We start from the raw sequence: 24,375 nt of genomic DNA on the forward strand, positions 1-24,375 counted from the left end.
TTTTACTGAATACTGATTGTAGTCTTGATACCAATCTCAACGATTTCTTTTCCTTCGACGTATAAAGTACCTGGAAGTTCAGGTGTTACCGCTCCATCAAATTTAATTGTGATATGTCCAAGCTCTTTTAGATTATCATTGACCAAACTTCCGACAGACGTGATGCGATAGCTTGTCTCATCGACGAAGAGCTGTTGTCCTACTTTGATCTCTCCGTGGATTGGCTGAAGTTCAATATGGTAACAATAGGCTGATAGCATATCGGGTGCATCTTTTCCAAATAGTATCACGAGCTTCTCTTCTTTAAAGAGCGTCGCTTCTGCGCCAATCGAAGTGACTTTTGTTGAATAAACTGACATTTTTTTCCTCCTAGATTCAACTATACATTCCAAAGCTTGCTATCCATGCGACTAACACCCTAGGTACACCGTTTAAAAAGCGTGAATACAAAACGGAAGGTACGCCAACCTCTACTGTTTCAGCCTCTGCCTCTTCTAAGCCTAATCCGACAGGGATGAAATCACAAGCATTTTGAGTATTGATGGCAAATAACGCAGGTAAAGCGAGCTGTGGCGGAATATTGCCTTTTCCGATCTCCACCCCGATCAGTGTCCCGATGACTTGGCTGATTACTGCTCCAGGTCCTAATAATGGAGATAGAAACGGTAAGGAACAGATAAAACCGATGATCATCAACCCCCAAATATTCCCTGCTAAAGGTGCCATAATATTGGCAAAGAAATTACCGATACCAGATCCTTGTATGATCCCGATCAACAAAGAAACAAATGCCATGAATGGAATGACCGTATTGATCATCGTCTGTACACCTTCGCGCGCGGACTGATTAAAAGTTGCCACTACTTTTCCTGCACCCATGCCGATTTTTGCAATAAAATTCTGCTGTTCAGCTTTTTGTTCAGTAATTTTTTTACTTGTATCGTATTTATATTCACGTGCTGCTACACGCTTATTTTCTATGTTAACAGATTGACCGACTGTGCCTTCTTCAGTAGTCAGTGTGATTTGATTGATCCCTACTGCAGAGACGTAAATGTCTTCTGTAATGTATTGTGCTAATGGTCCGCTTTTTCCTGTTGGTACGACATTGATCGTAGGTATTCCTTTTTTTGGATAGATCCCACAACGCAACGTTCCTCCGCAATCAACGATCGCTAGAGCGATTTCATTATCTGGGATAGAAGTTTTAAAGCCATTGACTGCTTCCATGCCTGTCAATTCAGCAATTTTATCGACGATCGCTGGCTTTTCTCCCCCACCCGTAATATAAATGAATTTGTGTTTTTCTTCTGTTGGTGTGATCACTAATGGCCCTCCGAACCCACCAGTTCCTCTTACAATTCGAATACTGTGATAGCTCATTTTCTCACTTCCTCCTTATTCTGTCGCTGTTTCTACTGTTTTACTCAGGGTAACCCCTTGTTGTTTACAAACATATGCGGTGGTAAAATCTGTCACCCAACCACCAATAAAATTCATAAGAATTCCGACAAACATATAACGTACAGCTAATTCCATTGAATTTAATCCTAAGGTTGTGATTCCTTGGGCGATTCCTAACCAAACAAATAATTCACCCGGATTGATGTGGGGAAAGACGCCATTGCTCGTATGACAAAATTGTGCTTGAGAAGCATAATAGCTTGGCTTGTAATATTCAGGCAAAAAGCGAGCCATTGTAAAAGACATCGGATTCCCCAACATAAAGGCAGATAAAAAAGGTAAGATCAAATATCTTGTGACGGGATTCTTCGTTGATAGTTTGGCAACTTTAGTTACTCGTTCTTCACCTAAGAAAGCAATCAGTGTATTCATTGCGACCATTAGGATCAACACTACAGGGACGATACCAGTCATCCAAGATATAAAAGTTTCCGCACCCGTTTCAAATAAACCGATGAAACCTTCCGCAAATTTTGTGATATATTCCATTATTCAACACTCCTTTTTCTTGATAGGTATTGTTTTTTCCATAAACTGAATTGAATGCCAAGCATCGTAAGTGGGGAAGGTATCGATTCTTCTTGATAATTGCCTAATTCTACCCGCAAATAGATTTCTCTGGCATTTGCCATTGCTTGTTGCACCAATTTATTTTCTGTTCGTACCAAAGGATGATAGTTGTCGATGTAGTGGATATCTGTTCCGATATATTGTGGCAATAGACGAAATTTTGCTAGAACAGTCACGCCCTGCATCTTTCGCGCATCAATAATGATTCCTTTTTGATCGACAGCAAACATGACGATCGTTCCTGCTTTGATTTTTCCAGAGCGACGACCGATAGCCACCTTCCCTTTTCTGCGCATTTCTAGATAGATTTGATTAAAATGCTTGATTTGTTTCATTCCAAATATTACTTGCAGTCCGTAAGCAACAAGTGCAAATGCGCCGAATATATATATGAAGTTCATGTTATGACTCCCTTTCGTATCATCCAATTTTGTAACTCAACTAAATCATCCAAACGACATAGTTCACTTCTAAATTCAGGATCGCCAATAACAGCAAAAAGCTGATCATACAGTTTTAGCAATTCTTTTTCTTTTTCCATTGTTAGATCTTGTGGAATGGCTAACAACAAGACGACTTGCACTTGTCCGTTGATCGTGGAGATTCCTTTCCTAAAGATACCCACTGATAAAATAATTTCAGCCGATTTTTTATTGATGGCATGAGGAAAAGCAATGCCATATTCAAAAATCGTACTCCTTAACTTTTCTCTAATAAACAATTGCTCCTTAAATTCTTGATCGACTAAGCCTTTGCTCTCAAGTGATTCAAGCATATGATCAAGATTTTGTTTGTAGGGTTTCTTTTCATTTAAAATCTCAAAATCTAATTTTAAGTGATGAACGTTTGCGGCTCTCAACTTTTCTGCTTTACGCCACTCTTCTTGCAACCAAGTTTCGTTGAATAGATTGATCAATCGAATGATTGGCGTATGTTTCTTTACATTTTTCAGCGGAATGGTTGTAAAAACAGCAAAATATTGATCTAAGTCTTCCTGTTGATACTCCTCCTCAGAAAAATGGACCATGCTGATTTGCGGACCCAAAACCCGTTCCAATTGACGGCGAATAATCAAGGCTGTTCCTTTTCCGGTATTACAGACGATTGCAATTTCTTTGTGTTCGTTGTTACTGGTTTGTTTCCTCAATGCAAGTTCAAAATAAAAGGCAATATAGCTGATTTCAACAGTCGGAACCACTCGTTGTAACTGCTCCCCGATCTGCTGTAGACCAATTTTTGCCAGTTCATAGGCTAGAGGATATTGGGATTCGATTTCACCATAGAACAGATCTTGAAGCTCTATTCGAAAAATCAAACGATTGAGCATGTAAATGAAGTGCTCTTTTATTTCATGGACTAAGAAGGTTTCATCAAATTCTACTAGTAAATTTTGATGAATTGTCTCTATCATTTGTTGAAATAACTGTTCGATTTTTTGCTCATCAATAGTAGACTTATCCATGCCAGCAATAGCACTTATATTAAGAGGAAAACTGAGAAAAGCTTGTTCTGTTTGGCTTAATGTGATGCTATATTCATATTCCAAATGATGGATCAATTCGACAAAAGCAGGATGACTCGTCATAAGGTCCATATATTCATTTGGCAAATCTACCAGTATATTTCCTTTAAGGAGTCGTTTCATTGTAATAGAAATCGTTTTTTTCAAAAGAAGGCCTTGATTTTTAGGTAAATTAAATTTTTGAACTAAGTGTTCTACGAAATCTTGTGTGCGTTCTGATAATGGACGTTCGGCAAAATATTCTTGTACATAATGAAGGTGTAACAGTCGTAGATCCAGTTCTTCTCCACGCATACGCAGTCCACGATTCGGCGTTCCAATCACTTCGACATTAAAAGAGGAAATCAGTTTTTTCATCACTCGTAGATCTTTAACAACAGTACTTCGGCTGACCCCTAATGCTTCTGACAGATCATCGATCAGCAAAAAATCTTTTTGCTCGATCAGCTTCTTGACGATAAAGAAAACTCTTTTACTGCAAGAATTAAAATCGCTCTTCCGCCTCAAACTGCCGTTCATTATCAAATCAAATTTTTCAAAATTTTCAATTTCGATATGAAAATCATTCTTATGTTGAACGATTTCTGCAATTCCAATCAATTCTTCGTTTAAAGATTCAATGCTGGTTTTCACCGTTTGCGTACTTGTATTCAGCTGTTGTTTCAAACTGCCGATCCTCATTTCTTTGTGGGTAACCAGTAATTGTAGAATTTGATACCATCTGTTCACCACCGTCATTTACTTCCCCCACTTTTTATCCTCTAGTTTTTCCTCCGGCCACATTTGTGGTTACTCCAGTGATATAACTCGAACGATCAGATAGATAGTAACTAACTAAGTCAGCGACTTCTTTTAATTTCCCGCTTCGACCTAATGGAATCGTGCTCGTTTTGGCATAACCTGCTCTAAGCTCTTCAATCGTGATGCCACGAGTATAGGCCAAGGCTTCTTCATAAGAAAGTGTGCGTAGTCCGGTTTCCTCCATGATTCCTGGGGCAATCCCTATTACCCGAACATTTGATTTTCCTAACTCTTTTGCCCAAGATCGAGTAAAGCTGTTGACAGCGGCTTTCGTTGCCGCATACGCACTTTGCCCCTCTGAACCTTCAAGTCCTGATTCAGAAGACATATTGATGATTACTCCTTCTCCTTTAGCAACTAAGATTCTACTTACTGCTTGAGTCATCAAATACAATCCTTTTTGATTGATTGCGATGATTTTGTCAAATACTTCCTCGGATAATTCATATCTCCCATGCGCTTGCTTTTTATCCACTAATAAGCGTGGAATGTTGATGCCTGCATTGTTGACCAAACCATCTATCGTACCAAAATGATCCTTTACTTTTGCAACTCCAGCTTCTACTTCTTGTCGTAATGTTATATTGGTTTTTACAAATAATAATCGTTGATGTTTAAGTGTCGAATCTTTAATATCAAAATTTGCTACATTGACATGTTGTTCCAATAGACTTTCGACGATACTTTTCCCGATACCAGAAGATCCTCCGGTTACGATAATCGTTTTCCCCTCAATGTTCAGCCAATTTGTCATAAGCTATCACCCCTTTTTTTGTTTACGCTTTCAGTATAGCTACGTAGAAGAAAATAATTAAGTCAGACTTTTTTTGAGTTTCCAAAAAAAATCTGACTTAATGTCTTTTTATGATTGAGTGATACTTCTTTTTATTTACTAGTTCTTTCCTCTATTATATTTCTTTACTCGAGCATTATGTTTCAGTTTTATCGCTTGTTAATGATTTTGAATGTTTCAACCAGTATATTCCTACTACGAAGACTATGATCATACCCAAGCCAACCAAGCTATTCGAATACATCGATTGTTCCGCCGTTTTTGGAAGATGTCTCACTTTTCTAGGTTGTTTTATGGGTGTAGTATACGCGACTTGTTCTTTCTTGATTACTTTTGTTATTGCTTTAGTTGTTTCAGTCGTTTTCACTGTTTCACTCACTTTGTTTACTTCTGGTTGTTGGGTCGGTGGTGTCACCGGTTCAATGATTTGCGGTGATTTTTCCCATTGTGCGGTATAAGTCATATCACCTTCCACAAACTCGCTGACAGTTGGCGTCCAACCGATGAATTTATAGCCTTCTCTTGATGGTGTTCCACTAAACACAGGGGTTGCTATGCATTTAGACAATTCTGAAAATACTTGGTTTTCAAAAATGGTTTGATTTGCAACACCGTCTGTATAGATTACTTGATAAGTGACAGTTTGTGGCATCACAGGTTCCCAAATGGCTGTATAAGTGACATCACCAGTCACTGTATCAGTTATTGCTTTATCCCATCCTTTAAATATATACCCAGCTCTTGTAGGTTGCCCATTGAATGTGGGTGTCGCAGAACCGGCGACTAAATCGGTAAAGACTTGATCTGCAAAAATCTCTTCATCTGGTACCCCGTCTGTATAGTTGACCTGATAAGTGGGAATTGGTTCCCATATTGCTGTATAGACCGCATCGGTAGTTACTGTCTCGCTGACAGTCGGGCTCCATCCAACAAATGTATAACCTTTTCTTATCGGTTCTGCACCAAAACTTGGTGTAGCAGCTCCAGGTTCAATACGTTTGAATGTTCTATCCTCAAATACAATTTCATTCTCTACACCATCTACATAACTCACTGTAAACGATTCAATTGGTGTGAATGAAGCATTTACAGTAATTGATGCTAGTCGAGAAGCATTTGACGCATCTACTGGTAGCGAGACATGAATTTCAAGTGTATTTATATCACCGACTTCACCTTCGATGGTAAATGGGACGCCGATCATACGAACACTTTGATCTAGATACGGGCTAGTATTACTGAATAGGTCGCCGACCTGATATTTTCCTAAGGAGGTCCCATTTAGAAAAACTTCCAGCTCCATCTCACTAGGATTTCTTCTTTCCGCATCAGTATTATCTAGTGTGCTTAGATCAACCATGACCATTGCTCTGCCACTTTGTTGGTTTTGAGATAACAATTTCACTTGTGTTGAAAATATCCCTGGAGAACTTCCAGGATTGATTTGCGCACCATTAAAGCGCCATGGGATCATTGCATCTTCCCCGACATCATAATAATCAATGCCATTTGCAGAATACGACACTTCTGAATTGATTCCTAGAGTTGCCGCAGAAATAGTTGGATTGAAACCTAAAAACACCAGTAAAACAATAAAACAAGCGACTATCTTTTTCATAATGATCCTCCATTCTGACATGAAGTCAAAAATCACATTACCTTTGCGTTTCAAATTGCTCAATACTGATCAATAAAAAACGAATATTTTCTAATTTACAAAATCCCCCTTTTTTGAAAAATTAATGACAGTAAATTCGATCACAAATTTAATCTCCTACCTTTCTATTTAGTTGTAATGTTTCATTCGCTTTTAATTTATTATTAATATTATAAAAATATAAAAGCCTGCGATCACATACCGAAATTGTTATATTTTTTTATCTATCAGCTATTTTTAGCGGTTTATAAAAATGAAACTTCACTTAATCTCAAGTAAATTATAACAAATTTAAAATTAAAATTGTATGAATTTTTACATACCAAATCCTCAGAATACTAGTAAACCAGTAATTAAATATGTTCTATTTTTTGTTTAAGTTCTCGTTTTTTTCAATTTCAATCAATTTCATCGCTTCTTCCTAACAATATATATTTCTGTTAAAAAGTTATAAAAAAACTTAATATTGTTATTAAATTCACAAGAAATTTTTTTTAATAATTTCGTATTTTCTATCTTCACCGATTATTTTGATCAGAAAAGTAAAACAAATGATTGCTTATCTATCGATAACAATGAACTTTTTTAAAAAAATTATACAAAAATAAGCAACGAAATACGGAACAAGCCACAATTTCCTGACTTCATTGCTTATTTATTTTAGATTAAGCTTCGATAGAATTGCTTTAACTTTTCTTTTTCCTCTTTTGTCAAAGCTTGCACAGGCTTGCCTTTTCTCGCTCCTTCGATTCCATATAGCATATGCAGACAAGCGCCACTGTCCACCTTTTGACGAATTTCAAAAAATATCTGTTCCGTTCCCTTTTCTTTAAATTGTTCTTCCGTTGTCACACCAATCTTTCGTAAATTTTCTTCTAGTACTATCCCTATATTCGGTAGATTACTTAATTCTGTCATAAGATTCCCTCCAAAAGTTTGGCTTTGATATATTGCATCGTACACTTAGAATATTCTATCGTTTTTCTTTAGTATACCATCTTGAGAAACGCACTAGCAATTCCTATAAGAACGCTACTTTGACAGAAAGTAAACTGTTGCTTTTAGCTACTCAGTGTAGGCTTGCTCCTGTAAAACTTGAATCTTCTGCTTTTTTCAGATATCATTGGTTCGTAACTAAATATGATTTTGTTTGCAGGGGGACGTTATCGCGTTGAGAAGGTTACACTATACGATTGTACATTAAATCATTTTTTGTATATAACATTATTTTGGGGCTTGTTCTAAGGTCCAAATAAGCGTTCCTTCATATTCTCCAACAAAATCTGTCGGAGAAATAATTACCCTAAGTTTACCTATATCTGATAGTTTGATATTTCCGCTACCTTCACAAATTATCTGATTTGTTGTGTTAATATTTTTTATCTCTTTTCCAACTAAAAATTCTATGTTGTTCGTAAATAATTTATTTTCTTTGTTCGTTAACTTTTTTTCTTCCTTTACTTTTACTGTCCAATTTTCTTCCTCTAGCATATTTTCATCTTTGATCTGGATTTCTTCTTGATTTATCGCTCCAATTGATTTGTCATAGCTTGGTATTTCTTGCGTGCCAAATGTGAGATTGGCGGGTAGGAAAAGTTGTACTCCCTTATCTAAAATCAAGTGACGCGTTTCAATATTCGATCGCTCACCTTTATCATTTTCCATGTAAAAGTCTACGTCTTTATCTAGCCAACTTTCAGAAAAATTAACTTGCAACTCGCTAGTGCCTTCTTTTTCAGCGTTTGGAAGATCTCCTAATGTTCGCCGCTCATCTCCGCATTGGGCTACCAAACGAATTGTTTCATCGGTATTGTGAGAAAAACGAATTTTCAACTTCCTTTGTTTTTTGAAATGAGATACTCTCAAAGGATTTTCTGCGTCGATTAAAGAAAACGTCAATAAGCTACCTTCTTTATAGAAATGGCTAACTTTTTTTGGCTCAGGTGTATAAATCCCCTGATTTTCATTCTCTTTGATAGGAAAATAACCAGTGATTTCAGGATACTTTTCTGAAAGATCATAGGGATCGGTGATCAAACCAGAAATAGTTTCTGGCGGTAGTAGCGTTTCTCCTGTCTCTTGCTTCAAATATTCAACTGTTACTTGTCCAAGATAATTGACAGATGTAAAGGCAGAACTGTTTGGTTTTTTCTCACTATCGACGGTTGATACAACTGAAAATGGTATTTTCAAGTAATTGTTCTCAATCGAATCTTTATCTACTGGATTATCTTTGCTTCCGATCCATTCTAGTACTACTTGATAGTTTAAAACTGTATCGTACAATCTATTATTGCCAGAATCCTTTGCCGTCAACTGATAGTCATGATTATTCAACGCCTTTCCTTCAAATAGATCAGACACATCTTCCCCGCTGAATTTTGTGACTCTGAAATTTTTCACTTTATATTGAGGATGTTTCAGATTATTATCCAACAAGAAGTCCACTTTCAAATTCTTCATTTTCTGGCTTTGTAAAACACTCGGTACGGTTTGGACACCTTGTATGCCAACTTCTTTTTGAGGGTCATCAATGGTCGTGTTAGTAGCAGTTATACCAGAATATTCAGGCGTTGCCAGAAAGTCAGTTTCATACATTAGAGAAGAAGGGGTACTGTCTAAATTTTGAACGATCGTTTCAATTTCAGATACTTTTTTTGTACTCACTTGAAAAGCTTGAGTAGGGTGTCGCCACGTACGATGCTCGTTGTTCTTTAAATAAGTCCAACTATCCTCCCCTTGTTCTTCTGTATCATAAGTGATATCAGTTGGATCATTTGCAATCAAATATTGAGTTAACCCGAATATATTTTTATACCCAATACTTTTGTTTGCATTTAAGCCATTATAAGTAAATGTAGTTTCAACAGGCAGTTGTGTTCCTTCATTGTTTTCAAAAAAATAAGTAACACCCATTTGCCCCCGAATCGTGATGTCCAAGAAAGTAGATGGATTCCTAATGGATATTTTACCGCCATCATTTGTTCCAATTACTTGCAAAACAATTCTTACGTTAACAGCTGCTCCATTATAATAACCGACATTTTTTATCAACGCACTTGCGTTGGGACTTGATTGGCTAACATCCAACCACCCATTAGAATAGTTACCCTCTACTTCTTCAGTGGAACTGTTCTTGCCATAATGCATTTTGAATGTAGTTCCTGCTGGCGTTTTCATGCTATTTGCATAGTGGAAGTACGGTAAATTAGTAATACTACCTCCTGCATGGACATTACTCGGGTGGATAAATAAACAAAAAAACAGTACCCCTAAACATCCTACATATTTTTTTAGATCATTTTTCATGTTTGACTCTCCTTTTCAAAAGGATCGACAAATAACTAATCAAAGTTGTTATGCCGAGTAACTGAATTAACCAACTATTTTTTTCACTGGTCTTTGGCAAATAAGAAACTGATTGAACATTTTTTTCTTGGACCTCATTAACTGTTGAAGCCTCTATTTTTTTCATTGGGATCGTCTTATTTTCTGGTTGAACAAACCGAATACCGACTTGACTTGTTCCTTCCTCTATAGCAGACACGGGGGTTGTTGCCCCAATCAACAGCCCCACTAACCCGATCCAAATTATTTTTTTCATCTCTAAACTCCTTTCGTAAAAAAGTCGTTTGTTATTGATCAATCACTTCGTAAGTATCATTTTAGTTGACGGCGCAGCTTGTTTATATACCAAATCAAACTAAGAATGATCAACACAGCAAAACTAAACAAGCAATATATAAATAGATTTGAATCATCTATATCATTCACTTTAACTGCCTGATCATTCAATTTTTCATCTGTTCCTTTTATTTCAAATGTTTTTTTTAAGTGCCATGTCTTTCCGTCTTCATCTTTCAACTCCATAGCAAGTTCATAGGTTCCTTTTTTTAATGGTTCATTGTCCCAACTTAGTGGCAGTTTAAATTTTGTACGCGGCGTAAAAGACACTTTCTTTCGAAATTCCTTGATTGGTTTTTCTTCCCCTTTTTTTGTTACGATTGCATGAACGTCTAGTTGACTTTTTATGACTGGTGCAGCATTAGCTAAAGATGCAAAAATAGTCAAGTACCCATTTTCTAAACCTGGCGTCACCTCGTCTAATGAAAATTTCGGTTCGATTTCTTTGTCAGTGCAAGTCAATTTAGCACCTAAAGTGTATGCGAACTTATTTCTCAAACTAAATCCTTCATTTTTTTTATCTTCACTATCCGTATCTTCATAACAATAGAATCCGCCTAAGATCGTGCCGTCAAATCCTTGTTTCGGAATTGCTAAATGGAAAACCACTGATTTTTCTTCCTCAGGCGCCAACATGACCGTTTGCGATTCCGAAATCAGGTCTTCAAACGAAGGTCCTCCCAAAAGTTTTTCTCCATGGTTAGAATAATCGATAGCTCCATTCTTGTTGGTCAAAGCGTTATTTGCCTCAACTATCACTTTTATTTGGTTTGAACTTGTATTACGTACCTTGAGTATAAGATTTTGTTTTTCACCAGGTTTTACTTGCAAGTCATAGTAGCTAGCATCTGATTGCTGATTTTCAGGTAAGACAGCTTCCGCATCGAAAGAGACTTTATTCGACTCTGCATGAACATTTGTGGTGAGACAAAAAATAAAGAAGCAGATGATACTAATAAAAAAGAGAGGAGAGTATCGACTCTGCTCTCTCATAAAATCAAATCGGCGCATCATTCAACACCCAAGTGATATCTGCCGTATAGCTTTGAGCTTCTACACCCGCACGTGGTACATGGAGTTTGACATTTTTATTTGCTTTGTCTTCTCCTTTAAATGCAACAGCAAACGCCCCTGCTCCTTGCCCCTCTTTTGCTAACATGACTTCTTGACTTTGTCCATTTAAATCAATTGATTGTTGTGAGATGGTTGGTGGGGCAGATTGATTATTTTTTGTAATGACTTCACCACCAGAAAGTGTCATTTTTGCTCCTTTCAATTCCTCACCGTTTTCTCCTACAAATGGCGATATTTTTACACCTAAAGTCCAACCTTTTGCTCCTCCACGCGTATCATTTACTTGAACGTATGGACTTCTATTTAGCGCATAGTAATCCGCATCTCCTTGTTGGATCTCTTGTTTACCAAATGTGATGTTCGATGCAAAAGGAATGGACAACGCTCCAGTATTTCCTGTACTTGGATTATCATCGTGTGTGTCATCTGAAATAACAGGTTCGACGTTTGTTCCAGTTCCCGCTGTCAGTGTTACATTTGTCTTGTTTGTTGCTTCTTCAGCAAATGCGATTGTTCCATATGCACTTGCTGTTAACAAAGCTAACGTTGCTGTTGTCACTATTCTCTTCATTTTATAACTCCTCCTAAAAAATAATTATTCTAATCGAGCTATTGATTATTTTGTCATGAGCTCCATGATTTTTCTAGTTTAAAAAAACGTCTGATTTTAGAAAAAAAATAAAAGTATCGGAACATGATTATTCTATAACACACTAAAAAAGCTAGTTTGATTACTTACAAACCAGCTTTTTTATACGCAATTCTGAAAAGAATTTCACCCAATTGTCGCCAATTTCTATCGGAAGGAATATTTTTCATCAATAGTAAAGGTGTATTTTTCGTCTTTAAATAATAATTAGAAATTACTAAATCAACTTCTGATAATTCAGTTTGATAATCATAAAAAGCCAAAACATAAGCATTACCATAATACACTTGTATCTTATTCATCAACCACAAACGATGAGTATGATGCAGATCATCTTGGATCAGGATTTTGATTGGCGCCAAATTGTTCAAAAATAAATCATAATAATCCAAGACAAAATAATAGGACAAAAATAATTGTTCCCAATTTTCCAAAAGATCATTTACGTCACTATCCGATGTTTCTTTCAAGATTTTAGATAAATCTTCCATTATGACTGATTCTCGCAAATTCTCTTCTTGTATTTCCTTAATATATGAACGATTGAAAAACAGATCCGTATTCCCATAAAATAAAGAACTCCTTTCATGAAAAGCAACAAAATTGAAAATCAATTCCGGATCTTCTAAATCTAGTTTAAATTGAAAGGTTTGATTCAACGCATCCGCTAAATTTTGCACGGCTCGAAAGGAAGTCGTACAAAATTTTCTATGGGCGGCCGCATGGCTATTTTCATATTTTTTATGACCATCAATGATCCCAAACGAATAAATGATCTGATAAAGAAAGTATCGTTCATCTAATGACAGTCCCAGCTTCACTTGTTCTACCCACTGATTTAAATAGCTGAAATGAGCATCCTCATCAACGACTACTTGGTAAGAAGGATCGATTTTGATTTTTCTCGTTTTACTCCGCTCTAAATTGATGGTCAGCCAATATGAAAGAGTTCGTCTTTGTAATGGACTTAATGAAATTTGATAGATTGCTTCGAATGAATCAATGTAAGTTTCTATTGTCGATAGCGCTGTTTGGAATGGCCAAGCCCGTTCACTCTCTTTCGTGGAATGCCAATAAAAATAATAAAAGAAACTACGAATGTTTCTTTCTTCTGCATTCAACTCCAACTTAAAGGGTTGGAATTTCAAGCGGTAGCGTTTAAAGTAGGGAACCAATAATTTAGCATAGCGAAAAACCGTAGAAATACTAGTGAATTGAGCGTTCGCAAAGGTTTCCAAAGTCTCTTCAGGATGACGATACATAAAATCGATCAATTGGTAGTTATAAGAAGATTTGTAAAAATATAGATAAATCGTATAGATTGGGAAATCGTTCTTTTTATGTACCCAAAATTGTTTGTTATTCTCATTTTCAAGAAAGATATTTTCTCCATATTCAGCCAATAAAGTCGTTAATTCTTCGATATAATGGAGAACTGTTTTATCAGTTACCTGTAATAGCTGTTTCAGTTCTTCCATGGAGCACCAGTTATCTTTTTCCAATAAATAATCTAATAACACCACTTTTTTCTGTGATAATTTTGTTAAGAATGTTTCCATAGTATTCACCTCTGAATGTTTCGTTTGGAAATGCATCATTCTGCATTTTATCATGTGTGTAAAAGGAAATATACTTATAAAATTTCTGGAATTTGGAAATAATTTGACAGTAATCACAAATAAGCTCACTTGTCATTCACTACACATCAAGGCATTCTTGCTAGATACTCAAAAACTTGAATCTTCTGCTTTTTTTAGATATCATTGGTTCGTAACTAAATATGATTTTGTTTGCAGGGGGACGTTATCGCGTTGAGAAGGTAAAACCTGACCCTTTGAACCTGTTGGTTGATACCAGCGTAGGGAGCAAATGTCCTTTTTGTTGATGCGAAATCGAAACAATCAAGGCATTCTTCTATACTGGAAGAATGTCTTTTTTTCTATTTTAAGGAGGAATTTGATGAAAAAAGTACTAAGTATTGCTGGCTCAGACTGTAGCGGTGGCGCCGGTATCCAAGCCGATTTAAAAACATTTGCCGCTCATGGTGTTTATGGGATGTCTGTGATCACCTCAGTAGTCGCTGAAAATACCGCTCGTGTGATCTCATACCAAGATATCGCACCAACAATAATCAATGAACAAATGACAGCCGTCTTCGAGGATATCTATCCAGATGCAGTCAAAATCGGTATGTTGTCTTGCACAGATACCATGTTAGCTGTTGCAAACAGCCTACAAGAATGGCAACCTAAAAATATTGTACTAGATCCTGTGATGTATGCAAAAAATGGCGATGCCTTGATGGAGCCACAAGCAATCGACACATTGATCAAAAACGTCTTACCATTAGCTACTTTGATCACCCCCAATATTCCAGAAGCAGAAAAAATCGCAGATCGCTCGATTACTTCCCTGGAAGAAATGGAACGAGCAGCAAAAGCCATTTATGAAACATCTCACGCTGCAGTTTTGATCAAAGGAGGCCATCGCACAGGTGAAGCCACTGATATATTGTATGATGGGAAAAATATTTACTCCTATACGTCTGAACGAATCGTCACAAAAAACACCCATGGCACTGGTTGTACCTTCTCTTCAGCGATTGCCTCACAACTCGCTTTGGGCGTACCATTAGACCAAGCAATTTCCAAGGCTAAAAAATATATCACTACTGCAATCGCACATTCACTAGAATTAGGCGAAGGTCATGGCCCAACCAATCATTTCTATTCACTCTATCGCAATGGTCTTAAGGAGGAACAAAGTCAATGAATACATTTTTAAAAACAGCTGTAGAAACGGTCCGTATGAAAAAGCCTTTGGTCCACCATATCACGAACTATGTAACGGTCAATGATTGTGCGAATGTCACACTTGCGATCGGTGGTTCACCGATCATGGCTGATGATGCGTTAGAGGTAGCGGAAATCACAGCAATGTCACAGGCATTGGTACTAAACATGGGTACTTTGAATGAACGTACCGTAGCTTCGATGCTTTCAGCTGGGCAAACAGCCAATGAAAAAGGTATCCCGATCATTTTTGATCCAGTCGGTGCAGGGGCTTCACAGTTTCGTAATCAAACAGCGAAAACGATCATAGAAAACTTGAAATGTGCAGTGATTCGTGGCAATATTTCAGAAATCCGCTTTTTAGTGGGAATCGCAAGCACGACGAAAGGTGTCGATGCCTCGGCAGATGATGCAAGCTCCATTGAAGAAGCCCAACGGATTGCTGATCAATTAGCAACCGTTCACAAATGTATCGTAGTGATCACCGGTGCGACAGATGTAATTTCTGATGGGCGGCGTAAAATCTTAGTGCACAATGGTTGTCCTGAAATGAGTCGGATCACTGGCACTGGCTGTATGCTCACTTCATTGATTGCTAGCTTTTGTGGGGGTTCTCCTGAACATCTTTTCCATGCAACAACTACAGCTGTTCTTACCATGGGGATTGCTGGCGAGCTTGCGTTGGAACAAACGGCTGGTACGGGAAGTTTTCGGATCGCATTGATTGATGAAATCAGCCGTATTGATCGGGAAACATTACTACTGCGAGGAAACTACTTTGAAAAATGACATCAACTATTCCTTATACCTAGTGACAGACCAGTCACTGCTGAAAAAAAAGCCCCTCCAAGAAGCAGTGCAACAAGCTCTTGAAGGAGGTATCACCGTCTTACAGTTGAGAGAAAAAAAAGCCAATTCACGAGATTTTTATGAGGAAGCGATCGCATTGAAACGATTAGCTAAACCATACAATGTTCCATTGATCATCAACGATCGAGTAGACATTGCGTTAGCTTGTGACGCAGACGGTGTTCATGTCGGTCAAACAGATCTACCTGTGGCTGTGGTGAGAAAAATGATTGGCCCTGAAAAAATCATCGGCGCTTCCGTCCAAACACTCGAACAAGCAATTTCCGCTGAACAAGCTGGGGCAGATTATTTAGGTGTAGGGACGATGTTTCCAACCGCTACTAAAACAGATGCCATAATCGTATCAAAAAATGAACTCAAGAAGATTCTTCAACACGTTTCGATCCCTGTTGTTTTGATCGGTGGTCTCAACGAACACACGATTGCAGAATTCAAAACCTTCCCCGTCCAAGGCTTTGCTGTGGTTTCAGCGATCCTAGCAAAAGAAGAAATCAAAAAAGCGACTAAAGAACTTGCTGCACAAATCAATACGATTATCAAAAAACAGTAAATCAAAAAAGCGACCCATGTAAAGTCAAATGATCTTTACATGGGGCGCGTTTCATTTCATACCTCACTTCAAGCTTTTCAAATGATGTTCAACGATAAAAGCAGTTTCTTCAATCGATTTATCTGATACATCAATGACAACATTTCCATAGCGATCAAAAATCTCTTGGGAGTATGCCAATTCTTTGTGGATCGTTTCTAAATTGTTGTAGCTTGACGACTGATGCAAGCCTAAAGAATCTAAGCGATTGCTCCGGATTCTCACTAAATTCTCTGGATGACAGATCAAACCAACGATTTTATTCTTGTCTACTGCTTCTAATACTTTGGGTAATGGTACTTCAGGGATCAGTGGCAGATTCGACACTTTGTAGCCTTTATTTGCCAGATACATACTTAGAGGTGTTTTTGATGTTCGGGAAACGCCAAGAAGCACGACATCTGAATCTAAAAAACCTTTTGGATCTTTTCCATCATCATATTTTACAGCAAACTCGATAGCAGAGATCCGATTGAAATATTCTGTATCCAATTTGTGGACGGCCCCTGGTTCTTCAATCGGCTGCATCCCAGTTTTCGCATGAATGATCTCAAAAAGAGGGTGCATCAAGTCAATATAGAGTAATCCAGTTTTCCGACTAAAAGATTTTGCCACTTCCGACAGTTCATGATTCACGAGGGTACTAATCACAATTGCTTTATCACGTAAAGCATCTGCTAAAATCGACAACAGCTCATCCTTCTGATTCACAAAAGGAAATTTATAGTTATTATTGAACACTAAGTTAGGATATTGGACCATCACAGCGGATAATAATTTTTGAGACGTTTCACCTAGTGAATCTGAGATAGAATAAACAATGACTTCATTTTGCATGGATAAACTCCCCCTATCGATTTCGTTCAGCATTTCTCGCTTGCTGAGTGATAAAATTCAATACTTTTGATTTAGTGATCTTACCGATTACGTTTCGCTCATTTGCTGCATCCACCACTGGTAGAGAGTCAACTTCAAAATCTTGAAGGATCGTCGCTACTTCTAATATATCCATTTTTTTTGTACAAGTTTTGATATGTGGACTTCGAGTCATACAAAGAGCGACCGGCGTATGATCGATTTCGGTATTTAAGGAAGCTCTCAACAAATCTTTTCGAGATAACACGCCCACCAATTGTTTATCTCCATCAATCACATAAATCGACCCAACGTCATATACAAATAACGTCGTGATTGCATCACGGATCGAGGTATTCAAATCGATCAACAACGGTGGAACCATGATCTCACCCACTTTTACTGTGAATGTTTTAAAGAAAAAAAGCGTTTCTAAATCTGATCCTGTATAGGTATAGCCAATTTTAGGCGTTGCTTCAAGTATGCCTGCCATTGTCAAGAAGGATAGATCTGATCGTAATGTCGCTCTGGAGACGTCTAAGAGTTCAGAGATTTTTTCTCCACTGACAGGTTGCGTCTCTTTGACGATCTCGATGACTTTTTTTTGTCGTTCGCTCAGTTTCATCTATACTATTTCCTCCCTCCTTCGTTCTCATTACTTATTATACACATATATAAACCGATTTCACAATAAATTTGTGTTTAATTTTTCTGATTGACAGATATATATGAGTCATATTAAGATGTATTTATGTTAAACATGACTCACATTAAATCAATGGAGGCTTATCACATGGTAAAATGGATCTATGACTTTAACGAAGGCAGAAGCAAAGATAAAGCATTATTAGGTGGAAAAGGTGCAAATTTAGCGGAGATGACTCATTTAGGTTTGCCTGTTCCTTCTGGCTTTACCCTGACTACAGAAAGTTGTATGCGCTATCTTAAAGACGCTGCTTTCTTTGATCAACAATTGATAACAGAGATTCAAACAGCGATCGAACGGCTAGAGGTAAAAACAAACAAGTCATTTACGAATGATGATGATTTATTGCTAGTTTCTGTAAGGAGTGGTGCTGTTTTTTCTATGCCTGGTATGATGGATACGATTCTCAATCTAGGTCTAAATGATTCACGTGTCCATGCTTTAGCTGAGCAAACTAGTTTAGCTTTTGCTTACGATTGCTACCGTCGTTTATTGCAAATGTTTGGCGATGTCGTTTATGGTATCCACAAAGAGAACTTCAATCGTTTACTCATAGAAGCAGAAAAAGAAAACAATCAAACGGTTACTGATTTCAACGAAGAGCAACAATCCGCTTTGATCAAAAATTATAAAGAATTGTTTGCCAAACATAATAAAGTTTTCCCTCAACATCCTATGGATCAGTTGAAAGAAGCAATCCAAGCGGTCTTCCACTCTTGGAACAATCCACGAGCAAACGTTTATCGAGAGTTACATGGTATCTCTCATCATTTAGGCACGGCTGTCAATGTCCAAGAAATGGTTTTTGGAAATAGCGGAAATGAAAGCGGTACAGGGGTCGTCTTTACCCGAAATCCCGCTACAGGTGAGAATCAGCTTTTTGGTGAATTTTTGCTGGATGCACAAGGAGAAGACGTTGTCGCTGGCATTCGCACGCCTCAACCGATCCAAGAGCTTAGTGAGCGATTACCTAATGTCTACCAAGATTTCTTGCACTACGCACAAATGCTAGAACTCCATTACAAAGATATGCAAGATATCGAATTTACCGTTGAACAGGGGAAGCTATTTATTTTACAAACAAGAAATGGCAAGCGCACAGCTAAAGCTGCTTTAAAGATTGCGACTGACTTAGTAGACGAGAACGTTCTTTCAAAAGAAGAGGCTTTGCTGCGAGTAGAAGCAGAAATGATCGACCAGTTGATCCATCCGATTTTCAAACCTGAAGCTCTCGATCAAGCAACACCATTTGCTCAAGGCTTACCTGCAAGTCCCGGTGCTGCTACAGGTGAGATCGTCTTTACAGCCGAAAAAGCAAAAGAACGATACGGACAAGGAAAGAAAGTCATCTTGGTTCGCCAAGAAACCTCTCCAGAAGATATCGAAGGAATGATCGTTAGTGAAGCCATCGTCACTAGTCGTGGCGGGATGACTTCTCATGCCGCTGTCGTCGCTCGTGGGATGGGCACTTGTTGCGTGACTGGTACGGAAACCTTGACGATCGACGAAGAAGCAAAAACTGTAACCACAAATGACATTCGGCTAAAAGAAGGCGATATTCTCTCCGTTAATGGCAATACAGGCGAGATTTACTTAGGGGAACTTCCTACAGTTGTCGCTGAAAATAATCAAGACCTTACTTTATTTTTATCTTGGGCTGATGAACATGCGGACTTAGAAGTGCGCGCCAATGCTGAAACGTTGACTGATTTAACCACTGCTCTTGATTTTGGGGCTACAGGTATCGGATTAGCTAGGACCGAGCATATGTTTTTCGGAGAAGATCGTATTTTAGAAATGCGTCGCTTGATTTTAGCAGAAGATCACCGAGAAATGGAAACAGCTCTGACAAAATTGCTCGCATTTCAAGAAAATGATTTTTATCAGATGTTCCAAACGATCCAAGATAAACCTATGGTCATTCGCCTACTTGACCCACCGATGCACGAGTTTCTTCCCCATGAGGCACCAGACATTGCGAATTTAGCAGACAAACTGAACCGATCAGTCAATGAGCTGACAGCAAAGATCGAGTACTTGAAAGAAACCAATCCGATGTTAGGTCATCGTGGTTGTCGCTTAGGGATCACTACACCAGAAATCTATCAGATGCAAGTCAAAGCAATCATTCAAAGTGCGATTCGGCTAACACAAGAAGGAATACCAGTTGTTCCAGAAATCATGATCCCATTGATTGCTGAAAAAGAAGAACTAATGCACCTTAAAGCTTTATTGATCGAAACGATTGAAGCAACTTTCAACGCACAAAACATCATACCATTTCCTTACGAGATCGGTACGATGATCGAGTTACCTCGTGCTTGTTTGATTGCCGACCAATTAGCAGAACAAGCTGATTTCTTCAGTTTCGGTACAAATGATCTCACTCAAATGACCTATGGATTTTCTCGAGATGATATTGGAAAATTCATCAATCGCTACCAAGAAAAAACGATCATGACCCATGATCCATTTCAACATTTAGATCAACAAGGTGTTGGTCAATTGATCAAACTCGCTGTTTCTAATGCACGTCGAACCAAACCAACGATGACGATCGGCATTTGTGGTGAAGTCGGCGGAGATCCTCAATCGATTCCCTTCTTTCAAGCCATTGGAATCGACTATGTCTCCTGCTCTCCTTACCGGATTCCAGCTGCTCGATTAGCGGTGGCACAAGCAGCTATCCGTAACCGTCCGTCTTGATTATTTATTTGTTTGTATCTAGTTTTAAAAAAAAAGTACCCGCAGCCAACGTATGGAACGTTTTAGGCTGTGGGTACTTTTTTAGAGCAATATTATTTTACCGTGAGCTATTTTCTTTTTCTTTTATTCTTCAACTTCTCTTTTTCGCGGATTCTCTTTTCTTGAAAAATCAGTTCTTTCTGCAATTTCAAATAGTTCCTATACCGATTTTCTGATAGCTCTCCATTGTCGATCATATTGTCTAAGATCCAACCAACATATCCTGCTCGGTCTTTATCTAAATTCTATTTTTGGCTCCCTTTCTCTTTGTATCCTTTAAGAAAGACTGAGTTTTTTCATTCTCACATAAATACTTGTATCTAATACCGCTTTTGTCACCAACAGAACGATAAGTATTAAAGCGACGTTGGCAACAAAAGAGTGAAAGAAGAACATATTATCTCGACTCATCCATAACAACACTTTATCAATTTCAAATGTATTGATTGGGAAGAAATACATTATTTTATTCGGTATTCCCGACATAAAAATATGCGTCAGTGGTTGCGGAATGACAAAGACTCCTAGTGAAATAGCTAGCGCACTAAATGGTGAACTACTCAAACTGGAAATCAGCATAGTTACGCCAGCGATGAACAGCACTCCTATTAACTGAAAAACAACACCGAACATGTAAGATTGAAGCATATTCCATTCCAATGGAAAATCAAAGACCTTCCAATCCGAGTTGGCTTGAACGCTCACATCCCACCCACTAAATCCATAATAAATATAAAAGATTATCAAGATGATTAACTGAACGATTAGGAAGGAAGCTATTGCCATACCTGTTCCAACCAGAATTTTTGATTTTATCATTTTTGTTCTGCCGTACCTTGTAGACAACAACAAAGGAATAATATTTTTTGAAGTATCATTCGCAAAAAGAATCGAGCATATCAGAATGACAAACAGTGAAACTGGGATAAAAGCAATTGAAGTGACATTTAACAAATCCGTCCAAGTCTTAAAATTCCCTATTTTGATCGGAAAGTCCATTTTTTTATAGCCCACGTTTTTCATAGATAAAAGATTCACATCGTCAATGGTATATTTTTTACCGTCCCTAATGGCATCTATCATTTCAACATAAACATCTTGCTCCTCGTGATTTGTAAATGTATCGACCACTGACCATTGAAAGTAATCAAATATTTGAATGTTTTTTCTTTTTTTGTCCTGATAAATCTTCAAATAGTCAGATGTAATTTTTTTAACCTTATGATCAGTCAACTCGCCCTGGTACTCATTTGTAAAATCTAGATATCTTTCAATTGATTCCCTACCAGAAACACCAGTAATATTTTTAGCTCCCCTAAGTTGCGACTGAAAAAAGCCAATATAGACGATTGCAAAAAGACTCAATAACAGGACAAGCCCAGCTCCAATAATCGATTTGTTTTTCAGTATCTTTTCACTTTCAAATTTAAAAATCTGCATTCGTTTGATCCTCAGTTCTAAAATAGTATAAATACAAATCTTCTAAGTTCGCCTTCACATGGAGAGCATTGTCATTCGGTTTGACAGTCGAAATGATTCTTAAGATGACACGATCATCTACATACTTTTGATTGCTTACAGGATATTTTTGGTAATATAAATCAATCTCGTCAAGCGATGTTTCAACTTCCCACACACTGTTTTCGATATTATTCATTAATTCAGTTACTAATCCTCTATCTTGAACCACACCTTTATTTAAAACCAATACTTCATTCGAAATATATTCCACATCAGATACAATGTGAGTAGATAAAATAATGATTTTATTCTCTGATAGGGAGCTGATTAAGTTTCTGAACCTCACTCGCTCTTTTGGATCTAATCCAACTGTGGGTTCATCAAGTATCAAAATTTCAGGATCATTAATCAGTGTTTGAGCAATTCCTAAACGTTGTTTCATACCACCTGAATATTTCTTTATTTTTTTATTCTTTTGATCTGAGAGTCCAACTAATTCAAGCAATTCCAAACATCGTCTTGTTGCTAGTTTCCCTCTCAATCCTTTTAACGCTGAGATATAAAGCATAAACTTTATCCCTGTAAAATCTGGATAATAACTGAAATCTTGTGGTAAGAAGCCGAGAATAGATCTAAATGCTTCACTGTTTGCTGACACATCCTTATTGTTATATAAAATTTCTCCATCATCGGATTTGATCACTCCACAAATTAACCTAAAAAGAGTTGTCTTCCCTGAGCCATTGGCTCCAAGTAAGCCATAAACGCCTTTATTCAACGTCAGGGAAACATTATCTAAGGCTTTTAATCCATCGAATTTCTTAGTAATGTTCTTTATTTCCAGTTTCATATAAAATCACCAACCATGTTATGTTTCTTTAGCATTTGTCTTATCAATGCAAGAAGTCCAATGGAAGTAATCACATAAACAATCGTCCAATAAGAAAGTGGAAAACTATAAATGTTGAATATCTCTTCGGTAATAATCGATACTGCGACTAGTACTCCCGAACTAGTCCAAAGCAATAGGTTCGACAAGTTATTTCGTAGTAGAGTAAAAATTGAGAATAAAACAATACAGAAAACATTGAACGGAGCGAGAAGATACAACGCAAACCTTAAGAAAGACACAGGAAACATCTGCTTACCTACTACCGCAAGAATCACTATCAAAAGCAAATCAAATACACCAAAAACAAGCATTTTCATCGCTGTATGTTGCCGTAAATCGTATTTAAACGTCTGCTCTAGCTCCCACATATTATTCGTGAAGCTCTTAAACAGCTCATCTGTGAAAAATATCACTGAAAAAAGAACCATTCCTGTTATCCCTCTCAGAACATGTTCATAGCTCATTTCACCCTTTGAAAACATAAGAAACAAGGAGAATCCTAGAAGTGCAAATTGAATACTCCACAATTTCCATCCCACAAACTTAATTGAGGATAAAAACAAACTTAAATAAGATTTTCTTGAAATTTGGTTTTTAAGTATTTGCTTGGTTCCCAATTTCACTATTCTTTTTTTGGCTTCTTGGGTAGAAATATCATTTTTCGGATAATCTCTATTCAAAATAATAGTCCTCCTTTTTAAGTATTTGTTTCATTTTGTCTAGTCCTTGTTGAATCCTTGATTGTGCTGTTGGCACACTCGTTTTAGTTAACTGTGCTATTTCCTTAACCTTCATATCATAGAAAAATTTCAGTATGATCGCTTCTCTTTGATATTCTGGAAGTTGGTCTAACGCACGCTGAATGATCCTACTTTGTTCATTTACAAAGTTAACGTTATAATCCTGCTCATCTAACTCTTTATTGTAAGATTCATCAAATACTACTTCGTCAAAATCATTTTTCTTGCTGTAGCTATTACACGTGTTCACAGCGATGGTGAAAAGATAATTGAAAAAACTTCCTGAGAACTTATAAGAATCGATACTACTTATCACTTTCAAAAACGTTTCTTGGGTTAAATCTTCAGCTAATCTACTTTTTCCAAAAAACCTTCTTCTGCAATAATTGAAAATTTTGTCATAATATTTATCAATAAGTTTTTCCCAAGCGTCAACATCTCCTGACTTTATTTTCAGGATAATTAAATAGTCATTGATCTCTTTCACCTACCTCTCTTTCAATTCATCAAG

General features: G+C 37.3%; 23 protein-coding genes and 1 riboswitch. Of the genes, 4 read left to right on the forward strand and 19 right to left on the reverse strand.

The genetic code is table 11. The annotated features are described in order from the left end of the window. Positions 1-2: 2 nt before the first annotated feature. The 13 genes from IGJ14_RS09060 to IGJ14_RS09120 all read right to left on the reverse strand — a co-directional run bounded on the left by IGJ14_RS09060 (position 3) and on the right by IGJ14_RS09120 (position 13,773). Entirely contained in the window at positions 3-359 is a 357-nt protein-coding gene (locus IGJ14_RS09060; RefSeq protein ID WP_195475797.1) for a PTS glucitol/sorbitol transporter subunit IIA, read from the reverse strand. Positions 360-375: 16 nt separating this feature from the next. Beyond that, the gene (gene srlE / locus IGJ14_RS09065) at positions 376-1,383 is read right to left on the reverse strand and encodes a PTS glucitol/sorbitol transporter subunit IIB (protein ID WP_195475795.1); all 1,008 of its coding nucleotides are present in this window, start codon (positions 1,381-1,383) and stop codon (positions 376-378) included. 15 nt (positions 1,384-1,398) lie between these two features. Further along, positions 1,399-1,953 carry a PTS glucitol/sorbitol transporter subunit IIC gene (gene srlA / locus IGJ14_RS09070; protein ID WP_019723990.1) on the reverse strand — a complete coding sequence of 185 codons (555 nt, stop codon included), beginning with the start codon at positions 1,951-1,953 and terminating at the stop codon, positions 1,399-1,401. Then, positions 1,953-2,435, reverse strand: a complete 483-nt coding sequence (locus IGJ14_RS09075; protein WP_195475793.1) for a transcriptional regulator GutM — start codon at positions 2,433-2,435, stop codon at positions 1,953-1,955. The genes srlA and IGJ14_RS09075 overlap by 1 nt, the downstream gene beginning before the upstream one ends. After that, the gene (locus IGJ14_RS09080; protein ID WP_195475792.1) at positions 2,432-4,294 is read right to left on the reverse strand and encodes a BglG family transcription antiterminator; all 1,863 of its coding nucleotides are present in this window, start codon (positions 4,292-4,294) and stop codon (positions 2,432-2,434) included. Before IGJ14_RS09080 ends, IGJ14_RS09075 begins: the two co-directional genes overlap by 4 nt. Before the next feature lie 16 nt (positions 4,295-4,310). Then, a complete protein-coding gene (locus tag IGJ14_RS09085; protein ID WP_010735016.1) occupies positions 4,311-5,111 on the reverse strand; it encodes an SDR family oxidoreductase in 801 nt (266 codons plus the stop codon). A gap of 175 nt (positions 5,112-5,286) precedes the next feature. Further along, positions 5,287-6,768: an InlB B-repeat-containing protein gene (locus tag IGJ14_RS09090; RefSeq protein WP_195475790.1), complete on the reverse strand. Its 1,482-nt coding sequence runs from the start codon at positions 6,766-6,768 to the stop codon at positions 5,287-5,289. Between the two features lie 699 nt (positions 6,769-7,467). Further along, entirely contained in the window at positions 7,468-7,725 is a 258-nt protein-coding gene (locus IGJ14_RS09095; RefSeq protein ID WP_019723363.1) for a TfoX/Sxy family protein, read from the reverse strand. A gap of 306 nt (positions 7,726-8,031) precedes the next feature. Beyond that, positions 8,032-10,116, reverse strand: a complete 2,085-nt coding sequence (locus IGJ14_RS09100) for a MucBP domain-containing protein (RefSeq protein WP_195475788.1) — start codon at positions 10,114-10,116, stop codon at positions 8,032-8,034. Beyond that, positions 10,106-10,411, reverse strand: a complete 306-nt coding sequence (locus IGJ14_RS09105; protein ID WP_066025718.1) for an LPXTG cell wall anchor domain-containing protein — start codon at positions 10,409-10,411, stop codon at positions 10,106-10,108. The genes IGJ14_RS09100 and IGJ14_RS09105 overlap by 11 nt, the downstream gene beginning before the upstream one ends. 56 nt (positions 10,412-10,467) lie before the next feature. Next, positions 10,468-11,502: a DUF916 and DUF3324 domain-containing protein gene (locus IGJ14_RS09110; protein WP_104776367.1), complete on the reverse strand. Its 1,035-nt coding sequence runs from the start codon at positions 11,500-11,502 to the stop codon at positions 10,468-10,470. Continuing rightward, positions 11,489-12,136, reverse strand: a complete 648-nt coding sequence (locus IGJ14_RS09115) for a WxL domain-containing protein (protein WP_104776368.1) — start codon at positions 12,134-12,136, stop codon at positions 11,489-11,491. The genes IGJ14_RS09110 and IGJ14_RS09115 overlap by 14 nt, the downstream gene beginning before the upstream one ends. Positions 12,137-12,300: 164 nt before the next feature. After that, positions 12,301-13,773 carry a helix-turn-helix domain-containing protein gene (locus IGJ14_RS09120; protein ID WP_104776369.1) on the reverse strand — a complete coding sequence of 491 codons (1,473 nt, stop codon included), beginning with the start codon at positions 13,771-13,773 and terminating at the stop codon, positions 12,301-12,303. A gap of 225 nt (positions 13,774-13,998) precedes the next feature. Then, positions 13,999-14,096: riboswitch (TPP riboswitch) on the forward strand. A 77-nt stretch (positions 14,097-14,173) separates the two neighbouring features. Here IGJ14_RS09120 and thiD point away from each other — a divergent pair. The 3 genes from thiD to thiE are packed head-to-tail and all read left to right on the forward strand — an operon-like array spanning position 14,174 to position 16,426. Next, a complete protein-coding gene (gene thiD / locus IGJ14_RS09125; protein WP_065096525.1) occupies positions 14,174-14,986 on the forward strand; it encodes a bifunctional hydroxymethylpyrimidine kinase/phosphomethylpyrimidine kinase in 813 nt (270 codons plus the stop codon). Continuing rightward, complete coding sequence (thiM, locus tag IGJ14_RS09130; protein WP_065096526.1) at positions 14,983-15,795, forward strand: hydroxyethylthiazole kinase; 813 nt, start codon at positions 14,983-14,985, stop codon at positions 15,793-15,795. Before thiD ends, thiM begins: the two co-directional genes overlap by 4 nt. Continuing rightward, complete coding sequence (thiE, locus tag IGJ14_RS09135) at positions 15,785-16,426, forward strand: thiamine phosphate synthase (RefSeq protein ID WP_065096527.1); 642 nt, start codon at positions 15,785-15,787, stop codon at positions 16,424-16,426. Before thiM ends, thiE begins: the two co-directional genes overlap by 11 nt. Before the next feature lie 63 nt (positions 16,427-16,489). Here the strand turns inward: thiE and IGJ14_RS09140 are convergent, their stop codons facing one another. Both IGJ14_RS09140 and IGJ14_RS09145 read right to left on the reverse strand, forming a co-directional pair. Continuing rightward, entirely contained in the window at positions 16,490-17,302 is an 813-nt protein-coding gene (locus IGJ14_RS09140) for a pyruvate, water dikinase regulatory protein (RefSeq protein ID WP_065096528.1), read from the reverse strand. Positions 17,303-17,315: 13 nt separating this feature from the next. Beyond that, a complete protein-coding gene (locus IGJ14_RS09145; RefSeq protein WP_065096529.1) occupies positions 17,316-17,945 on the reverse strand; it encodes a CBS domain-containing protein in 630 nt (209 codons plus the stop codon). Positions 17,946-18,113: 168 nt separating this feature from the next. Here IGJ14_RS09145 and ppdK point away from each other — a divergent pair, with 168 nt between their 5' ends. Further along, entirely contained in the window at positions 18,114-20,732 is a 2,619-nt protein-coding gene (ppdK, locus tag IGJ14_RS09150; protein ID WP_104776370.1) for a pyruvate, phosphate dikinase, read from the forward strand. 315 nt (positions 20,733-21,047) lie between these two features. Here ppdK and IGJ14_RS09155 read toward each other — a convergent pair whose 3' ends face one another. Genes IGJ14_RS09155 through IGJ14_RS09170 form a run of 4 tightly spaced genes read right to left on the reverse strand, consistent with a single transcriptional unit; the run spans position 21,048 to position 24,351 of the window. Further along, entirely contained in the window at positions 21,048-22,211 is a 1,164-nt protein-coding gene (locus tag IGJ14_RS09155) for an ABC transporter permease subunit (protein WP_430607609.1), read from the reverse strand. Continuing rightward, positions 22,198-23,082: an ABC transporter ATP-binding protein gene (locus IGJ14_RS09160; protein ID WP_104776372.1), complete on the reverse strand. Its 885-nt coding sequence runs from the start codon at positions 23,080-23,082 to the stop codon at positions 22,198-22,200. Before IGJ14_RS09160 ends, IGJ14_RS09155 begins: the two co-directional genes overlap by 14 nt. Beyond that, positions 23,079-23,804 (reverse strand): hypothetical protein, encoded by a 726-nt coding sequence (locus tag IGJ14_RS09165; RefSeq protein WP_104776373.1) that lies wholly within the window; start codon positions 23,802-23,804, stop codon positions 23,079-23,081. The genes IGJ14_RS09160 and IGJ14_RS09165 overlap by 4 nt, the downstream gene beginning before the upstream one ends. Beyond that, the gene (locus IGJ14_RS09170) at positions 23,797-24,351 is read right to left on the reverse strand and encodes an RNA polymerase sigma factor (RefSeq protein ID WP_104776374.1); all 555 of its coding nucleotides are present in this window, start codon (positions 24,349-24,351) and stop codon (positions 23,797-23,799) included. Before IGJ14_RS09170 ends, IGJ14_RS09165 begins: the two co-directional genes overlap by 8 nt. Positions 24,352-24,375: the final 24 nt, after the last annotated feature.

Origin of the sequence: Enterococcus sp. DIV1304_2 (assembly GCF_050555445.1) — a bacterium.
Lineage (GTDB): Bacteria > Bacillota > Bacilli > Lactobacillales > Enterococcaceae > Enterococcus_B > Enterococcus_B pernyi.